At 43.1% G+C, this 8,544-nt stretch carries 6 protein-coding genes and 2 tRNA genes; 1 reads left to right on the plus strand and 7 read right to left on the minus strand.

What is annotated here, in order from left to right; translation table 11 throughout:
• Window positions 1–3,489, minus strand: a 3,489-nt coding sequence (locus A3735_RS10930) for a DUF1631 family protein (RefSeq protein ID WP_068638051.1), incomplete at its 3' end; no start/stop codon positions are given.
• A gap of 203 nt (window positions 3,490–3,692) precedes the next feature.
• Between A3735_RS10930 and A3735_RS10935 the strand changes: the two genes are divergently transcribed.
• On the plus strand, window positions 3,693–4,544 hold the full coding sequence (locus tag A3735_RS10935) for a 6-carboxytetrahydropterin synthase (protein ID WP_068510568.1): 852 nt from the start codon (window positions 3,693–3,695) through the stop codon (window positions 4,542–4,544).
• Between the two features lie 11 nt (window positions 4,545–4,555).
• Here the strand turns inward: A3735_RS10935 and A3735_RS10940 are convergent, their stop codons facing one another.
• From A3735_RS10940 to A3735_RS10965, 6 genes are all read right to left on the minus strand, one after another.
• Window positions 4,556–5,179, minus strand: coding sequence for an alpha-ketoglutarate-dependent dioxygenase AlkB (locus tag A3735_RS10940; protein ID WP_068510570.1), 624 nt, complete (start codon window positions 5,177–5,179; stop codon window positions 4,556–4,558).
• Between the two features lie 142 nt (window positions 5,180–5,321).
• On the minus strand, window positions 5,322–5,552 hold the full coding sequence (locus A3735_RS10945) for a hypothetical protein (RefSeq protein WP_068634060.1): 231 nt from the start codon (window positions 5,550–5,552) through the stop codon (window positions 5,322–5,324).
• 459 nt (window positions 5,553–6,011) lie between these two features.
• Window positions 6,012–6,087 (minus strand) — tRNA-Glu (locus A3735_RS10950).
• A 21-nt stretch (window positions 6,088–6,108) separates the two neighbouring features.
• A tRNA-Ala gene (locus A3735_RS10955) sits at window positions 6,109–6,184 on the minus strand.
• Window positions 6,185–6,256: 72 nt separating this feature from the next.
• Window positions 6,257–7,768 (minus strand): glutamate--tRNA ligase, encoded by a 1,512-nt coding sequence (gene gltX, locus A3735_RS10960; protein WP_068634061.1) that lies wholly within the window; start codon window positions 7,766–7,768, stop codon window positions 6,257–6,259.
• 74 nt (window positions 7,769–7,842) lie between these two features.
• Window positions 7,843–8,487, minus strand: a complete 645-nt coding sequence (locus tag A3735_RS10965; RefSeq protein ID WP_068510655.1) for an MBL fold metallo-hydrolase — start codon at window positions 8,485–8,487, stop codon at window positions 7,843–7,845.
• Window positions 8,488–8,544 lie beyond the last annotated feature (57 nt).

Consider the following 8,544-nt stretch of genomic DNA (forward strand, 5'->3'; position numbering starts at 1 on the left):
AACACCAATAGTTCTTAGAACATTCAGAATTTCATAGTTTTCTACATATTCAGCAACTGTTTTCATACCCATAAAGTGAGCTAACTCATTAATTGATTTGACCAAAGCCTGGTCACGTTCGTTGTTAGCGATATTGCCGATAAACACACCGTCGATTTTAATAAAATCAACAGGAAGTTTTTGAATGTAAGCATAGGACGAAAGACCTGAACCGAAGTCATCTAGTGAGAACTTACATCCAGTCTGCTTTAGTACCCGTATAAATTCGATCGCATCAGCCAGATTTGTAATGGCTGCAGTTTCAGTAATCTCAAAACAAATCATTTCCGGAGGAATCGTGCTAGCTGCAAACTGCCCTAGTATAAACTCAAGGAATGAATCATCACTTAAAGAGTTGCCAGACAAATTAATTGAGAAGCCATCAGATTTAGCAACAGACTCTTCATGTGTCTCCATCCAACGCAATACGTTATGTATCACCCAGCGGTCAACCATCGCCATTCGTCCAAAGTGTTCTGCTGCTTCGATCAACATAACAGGCGGCAATACCTGACCATTATCCCTAACACCCAAAAGAATTTCGTAATGAGGCTTGGCATTGGGGTCGGTGGTGATCGGACGAATTTCCTGACAGCGAAGTGTCAGCAATTCATCGAGATCCTGATCAAGCTTTTGAACCCACTCCAACATCTGATCACGCTTGTGCTGGTCTTTGTCTAGCGCTTCATACAGTACAACGCGATTTCGCCCATGCTCTTTAGCAGAGTCGCATGCGACACCCGCTTTTCGCATCAAGGTGTCGTAGGAGTCAATTTCAACTTCAAAATCGGCAACACCAATACTCACCGTCGTATTGATAGCATGGTCTTCCCAAGTAAAGCTTTGCGAACTGACTTCTTTACAAATATTTTCTGCTACATCGTTTGTCGTTTCAAGCGAACAATTGACCAAAATCATACCAAATTCATTACCACCCAAACGCCCGCAAAATGCATCTTCCAGGCCTTGTGCTTTAATGGTCTGAGCAACATGCTTCAATAAAGCATCACCAGCATGATGCCCATAGCTGGTATTGGTTAAATTGAACTTATCGACATCGATATAAATCAAAGTCGCTTTACTTTGATTAGTAACAGCACCGGAAATACTTTGTTCTAAGCCGCGTTCAAATGCCTGACGATTAAGTAAACCTGTCAATACATCACAACTAGACTGGCTAGCAAGTTCTTCGTAAACAGACTGAACCATTTGATGTAAGCCTTGGTCAACCAAGGGCACTTCATCGTTATCAACAAAGCTTGCTTTATTAGCTTTAAACAGTTCGACCAACTTATCCAAAGGCATATCTTCATCTTTCATGCCTTGGCTATCAACAAATACGAACCGGAAAGACTCACTTCCTGACCAGGCGAGGCGCAAGCATCTGGCACGCCCTTGATCATCTTTTATTTCAACCCATTCACCAACTTTCATCGTCACTACGCGCTTATGCCAATGAGAAGCTTGTGGGTCCTGACCCTGATCTGGACGCAGGTCTTTAATCTCTTTTTCAGTTTTCTCGTAAGGCCATTCGTATCGATCAATCTTGACGAGCAGCGGATCAACATCATGGAACAAACAATCTTCCAGTCGCTGCAATACCGTCTCATATCCAACAGGCCCAACAATTGTTAACTCTTTTGTGATTAGTTCTAATATAGAAGGCGCTTCCAACTCCATTTCTAGTTCAACGGCCCATTGGTCACTATCATCAACCTCTTCACCCAACCACGATAAAAGTACATCTACAACATTTAATGCTTCGGTATAGCCTTCACTTGTTTCGCCATCGCGAACAGCGACTAAGGCCAAATGCTCACGCCACCCGGCTTTATCAAGAAGCTCCATCAGTACAACCGGAACTGACTGTCCCTGCAAAAGTTCATTAAGGTCTGTTACAACTTTATGACGAGCACTTGCTACCTTTTGCTTTCCCTCATAGGCCCGAGCAATGCGATCCGAATTACGTTTTTGCGCGATTGCTTGGCGTTCTAATAAATCATCTAGCTCTTTTACAACTTTTTCTATCGCTTGATCATCATGGTCAAAGTCACTTACAACCTTACCGATATAGCGATCCAAAACTTTCTCTAGTCGTTTCTTATCAGACTTCTCGCTCGCTGAAAGCTTGGCTAGTTTATTCAACAATTGACGCGCTGGATGCGAAGCATTAGAGAAGAAAGTTTTATCTCGAAGAACTACCTTAAGAATAGTGAGTTTAAGTTTTTCTAACCAACGCTCGAGCAAACCACTGACACCGATTTTCTCGACAATGACTTCGAAAAAGCGATCCGTCACATCGATTAGCTCGGATTCTTGCTGGCCAATATTCTTGGCACCGCCCGGCATTTCACTTAGACCACTTTCAATCCAAGTACGTAACTTCTTACGTTCGATTAGCTCGGTATCATCTCTAACTTGCTGTAATTGGCTAATTGCACCAACTAACTGAGCAGGCGCGTATTGACCTACAGGTATACTTTGCGAGTTTGCATCGATTTCTTCCCCAGCAGAAGCTAAGCCTAATTGCCCCCCACTAGTAGAGGAGGTGTGCAGACGTGACAAAGTATCTAATGTGCTGTTTTCTTGAGCTTTATATTGGTGGCGATTTTCAAGGATAGACGCGGCTGAAGAGCCCCCTCCAATAACTGGTGCATCACTCAGCCCTTCAACATTGTGATTTACTGTCTCTTCGGCTGAACTGGCTTCTTGTGCGGCATCTGCTTCACTTTCTGTCTTTGTTAACGGCTCTTGAGTTTGCTTAGGCTTGTAATTAACTTGGACTTTTTTGACAGTGCCGATTATCTCAAGATATGACTCTCTTAAGTCTTCAAGAAAGCTACGAGACAGCGCTTTATAGATGACAATCTGGGGAGCCGCCGGGATTTCTAGTTGCTCGATAGCTGTTTTTAAGGTGCTGAAAATTGCATGGGGTGCCAGAGGACAATCTTCCTTTCCAATTGTTTCTCCAAACAGGTACGAAACAATTAAACAAACCTCATGAAGCTCGTAACCAAGTTCAGCTTCTAGGTACTTGATACCCATATTGGCACTAAGCCAATCTTCAAAGTCATCTTTGGAGACAAGACTAAGTGAGTCAAGGTCAAGCTTATCGCCACCATGCGGCTTTTGTGTATCAGTTTTCACTTGCTCTAGTTCATCACTGAGCACCTCTTCATTTGATAAACTCTGCTCAACCTCCTTCAGAGCGCCAATAGCATTGTTTGCAACCTGTGCAGCAAACCATTCACTATTTGCTTCTAGAAGATTAATGGCTAAAGAAAAATCCGCTCGCAGCCAATCCTCAGCATCCTCTAGTTTCTTATATAACTGAGCTGAGGTAGCGTGAATCGCTTTTCCAATGCCGTCATTAAACGACACGGCAACCTGCTGGGCTAACGCCTGCAGCAACTGGGTCTTAAGCTTGATGGATACGGAAAATTCTGCCATGAAAACCGATATTAATAGGAACTTTAGTTAACTAGTGTCTATTACGGCTAATCTAAATACCTGATTTAACAAGTTAAGTATTCAATATGTTACAAAAAACCAAGAAAAGGAAAAAAACTGTAAAATGTCGGGGAATCCCTACCTATCCTTTGATATCATTACGCGATAGGTCGGGACTCCCCTGCTTTCATTCAGGAAAACTTATGAACCAGCTGTTTGTTAACAACCTCAGTGTTATCGATTTCTCTTACTATGACTTTCAACGCGGGATACTCGGTGAAAGCTGGATCGTGGACATAGTGCTTAGTGGTGAGCTGGATGATCAGGGAATGGTCTTTGACTTCGGTCATGTAAAAAAGCAGATTAAGCAAATAATCGATGAAGAACTCGATCACCGCTTTGTGATATCAGCACAAGCCAAAAACCTTGAAGTAAAACAAGATAAAGGTGTGTGTGAGCTAAATTGGAAAAACGTCATGGGGTCTTATCAACACATATCCCCGGAATCAGCGGTGCTAGTACTTGATGTAAAAACCATCAATACTAAAACCGTTGCAGCTTATCTCGAAACAATAATTCTTAATGCCCTTCCTGACAATGTCAGTAAGGTCGAACTTTCTCTTAGTGAGGAGCACATTGACGGTGCTTATTACCACTATAGCCACGGCCTCAAAAAACATGACGGCAACTGCCAGAGAATCGTTCACGGTCACCGTTCAAAAATTGAGATATTTGAAAACCACCAACGAAATTTCGACTTAGAAGACTATTGGGCGGCTTGCTTCCGAAATATTTATATAGGTACGCAAGAAGATATTGTCGAGGAGTTTGATATTGACGGTAAAGCGCACGTAACGTTTGCCTATAGAGCACAACAAGGTAAGTTTAGTGTTACGCTCCCTGCCAAACGTGTCTACTTAATTGATAGCGACTCAACTGTTGAGTTAATTGCTCAACATGTCGCCCTACGCTGTAAAGAAATGAAGCCCGCCAACCATTATCGCGTCAATGCCTACGAAGGCGTCGGAAAAGGCTCTATTGCTGTTTCCAAATAAAGACACGCCCCTTACATAATTCGTCGGAAAGTTAGATTAATTCGCTCTGCAACCTCGCGTCGAGTTTTTGGCGCCTGGTGTAACCAATTCTTTTGCACGCCGGATTTCATTAGCAATAAAGAACCGTGCTCAAGCTCCAGCTGATATTTTTCTCCCTCTTTCCTTTTGTGTTTTAGCTGGAAGTAGCGACTTTGACCAAAGCTAAGTGAAGCGATAATCGGGTCAGGGCCTAAGCTTGATTCGTCATCACTATGCCAGGATACGCTGTCTTGACCATTACGGTAGCGGTTGACCAAGACACCATTGAATATTTCACCCGTACGCTGCTCTACCAAGATCTTTATATTTTGCAATAAGGGCGTCCAGTTTTTCGGCTTTGCAGCGATCCCAGAATAGCTGTAAGAGATGTTAGGATCACCATACCATGCACTGAGCCGCGGTATTGGGCGCTCGACACCATACATTTGAATATACTCTTGCTGCCATTCGATATCGCAAAGCAAAGACTTAAATAAGCTGTCAGCTTCACTGCGAGAATAAAAGTGACGGTAATAACTTAAGGCCCCACCATCTAAGCCAATATCAATTGCTTCTGGGTAAGCGTGAGCACTAGTTTCAAATAGATCTTCTGTCATCGATATATTATGAAGCTAAGACACAAAAAAAGGGAAGCTCTATGCTTCCCTTTTATAGATAAACCAACTCAGGCCAAATCAGTTTATTATATTGTCGCGTTGACTGCGCTTCTATTTATACTCCGTAACTACAGCTAGCAGCTTAGGCTACGTCTTGCGCTGATTTCATTTTTGCTTTCATTTCCTCACGAAACACTTCGATTGGGTCATAATGCAACCGGTGTGGATCCATATCGTGCTTCATTGTCCACATCATATAATCTAATAACTCTTGCTGTGCTTTTTCTTGTGCTTTACGTGCGCTACGGATATTTACAACATTTGATGTTTCAGTCTTTTCCACCATTTGTACTTCGTTGTTAGTTGCGAACATATTTATCACCCGTCAATTTAATCTGCTAATTAATCAATTTTTTGTATTTGTACTTCTCTTTGAAGTACATTTTTATTTAGTTGATTCACATTAAGCGATTAGCATGCCAACTTCATAAATAACTTTGATTACTTTTTATTTTCTTATTATATTCAATACCTTATACACAAACATATTTCACTTAAAAGTCTCGAGTACGGATTTCGTCAAACATAATACCTACTAACACCCAGTAAACGTCAAAAATCCATCAGGCAGATTTGATCTGCTAATCCCCCTCCTTTATGAGCCTCTAAAAAACAAATTTAACTGAGTATCGGCAGAGAAAAACACATAGAACAACTACAGTAGACAAGTAAATAGCCCGAAAAAGACTGAGAGAAAGTAACAATGGCTATACTCAACTTTCTACAGGCGAAAAAAAACCTCGATATCAAATTGATATCGAGGTTTTTTATATGGCGTCCCCTAGGGGAGTCGAACCCCTGTTACCGCCGTGAAAGGGCGGTGTCCTAGGCCTCTAGACGAAGGGGACAGTAAACTGTCCTGAATGATTTGGTGGAGCCATGCGGGATCGAACCGCAGACCTCAACGCTGCCAGCGTCGCGCTCTCCCAGCTGAGCTATGGCCCCGCACTGGTGTGCTGTGCATCATTCAACGGGGGCGTATATTATTGAAGTCTCCCCCCCGAGTCAAGACTATTTTTACACTTCTTTTAACTTTTTGATTTCTGCGCTAAGCGATTGATATTCCTTCTCTACTCGCTTGGTTTCTTTCTTGGAAAAGCCACCCAATATGCTAACAGCATGACGCAGCCTGGCACGACTCATATCTGGCCCTAAAAGCGCCATAGAATCGACTACTGACCAAGAGTTTGGTGTACCAGCAATAGCGATAAAGATTGGCTGCATGCAATCACCTATCTTAAACTCCATCACCTTGGACAAAGCCTTAATCTCGGCAAAGATATTATCTTTGTTCCAATCACGTAATGATTCCAATTGCCACAAAGCAAACTGCAACACGCGTTTAACTTGCCCTTCTTCTAGTTTTTTATGCGCAAAATCTGCAGCCTGTAATTCCAGCATACCTGAAAACATAAAGGTGCTTAATGGTGCGATGTCAGCAAAGGTCGATACACGCCCCTGTACATGCTCAACCAAAGGTTTAAGGTTTGCCTCGTTGAATGCCCAAGCTTGAGCGCGCGCCATAAATTCGTCAGCACTTAGATTTTCACGAATCCACACGCCATTCAACCAGCTTAGCTTTTCGACGTCGAAAATCGGTCCACCAAGCGAAACACGTTTAATATCGAAGTTCTCAATCATTTCCTGTAGTGTAAATTTCTCACGCTCATCAGGCATAGACCAACCCATTCGCCCCAAATAGTTAATGACTGACTCGGGTAAAAAACCAGCACGCTCATAATAATTAATACTGGTTGGGTTCTTACGCTTGCTTAGCTTGCTCTTATCCGGGTTTCGTAATAATGGCATGTGACATAGCACAGGCATCTCCCAGCCAAAATACTTATACAACAACTGGTGCTTAGGTGCCGAGTTAATCCACTCTTCACCACGGATAACATGCGTGATCGCCATCAAATGGTCATCAACTACATTCGCCAGGTGATAAGTAGGCATACCGTCTGACTTAAGCAGAATTTGAGAATCGACCTGAGACCAGTCAATCTCTATCTTGCCACGTAACATATCGTCAATTTCGCAAACACCTTCGTCCGGAACTTTCATACGAATAACATGCGCATCGCCACGAGCTAAACGTTCTTTGACTTCGTCACTAGATAACTCAAGGTCACCTTTAATCCCAGGGTTTAAACCCGCCGCTTTTCGCTCTTCACGAATCGCATCAAGCTCTTCTGGTGTACGAAAACAATAAAAGGCATTACCCTGTTCGACCAACTGCTCGGCATAGGCACGATAGTCGTCTTTTCGCTCACTCTGGCGATAAGGCCCATAATCACCACCTACATCTGGACCTTCGTCCCAATCAAGCCCTAACCACTTCATTGAAGATAAAATATCACGTTCCGATTCTGGCGTGCTTCTCGCTTGGTCAGTATCTTCAATTCGAAGGATAAACTTACCTCCGTGTTGCTTGGCGAAACACATATTAAACAATGCAATATATGCTGTACCAACATGAGGGTCACCCGTTGGGGATGGTGCGATTCGTGTTCTTACCATTTGTGTCATTAACGTTATGCCTATCTGATTTTTTACTGTGTCAACGCTGGTATCGAGCGCTTAAATATTATCTGTATACCTTACTAGCCGTAACCACCAACAAAGGGGTTGTTGGCTTTTTCATGCCCTATGGTCGACATCGGGCCATGACCCGGAATGAATTTCGTTTCATCCGCCAATGCCCAAAGCTTAGATCGAATCGACTTCGCAAGCGTGTCGAAGTCGCCCTTAGGGAAATCCGTACGCCCGATTGAGCCTTGAAAAAGAACGTCACCAACGACCAATAAATCACTACCTCGATGGTAAAAAACGACATGGCCTGGCGTATGACCAGGACAATGTAGCACTTCGAGAATCTCGCTCCCCACTTCAACCGTATCGCCCTGTTCCAGCCACTGGTCAGGCGTAAAGATCTTGGCAGCAGGAAAACCAAACATCTGGCTCTGCTGAGGCAGCATATCAATCCAAAACTTATCTTCTTTATGAGGGCCAACGACAGGCACCCCACTCTGCTCAGCTAAATCCGCCGTTGCACCGGCATGATCAATATGCGCATGTGTCAAAATTACCTTATCAAGCTGAAGGCCTAAAGATTCAAGCTCAGCCAAAATTTTGGGTAAATCACCACCAGGGTCGACAACTGCCGCTTTTTTACTCTGATCGCACCACAAAATTGAGCAGTTCTGCTCAAAAGCCGTTACCGGCACTATCTTATACTGTAAACTCATGAAAAAATTACCGATAGAAAACAAGCTTATATCGCTGCTATATAGTTTGTGACAAGG

It is taken from the genome of Oleiphilus sp. HI0061, assembly GCF_001635675.1.

Coding starts and splice junctions, on each gene's coding strand:
- A3735_RS10940 (WP_068510570.1), bottom strand. CDS start 5,179: ATGACAGAAGATCTATTTGAAACTAGTGCTCACGCTTACCCAGAAGCA.
- gltX (WP_068634061.1), bottom strand. CDS start 7,768: ATGACACAAATGGTAAGAACACGAATCGCACCATCCCCAACGGGTGAC.
- A3735_RS10935 (WP_068510568.1), top strand. CDS start 3,693: ATGAACCAGCTGTTTGTTAACAACCTCAGTGTTATCGATTTCTCTTAC.
- A3735_RS10965 (WP_068510655.1), bottom strand. CDS start 8,487: ATGAGTTTACAGTATAAGATAGTGCCGGTAACGGCTTTTGAGCAGAAC.
- A3735_RS10945 (WP_068634060.1), bottom strand. CDS start 5,552: ATGTTCGCAACTAACAACGAAGTACAAATGGTGGAAAAGACTGAAACA.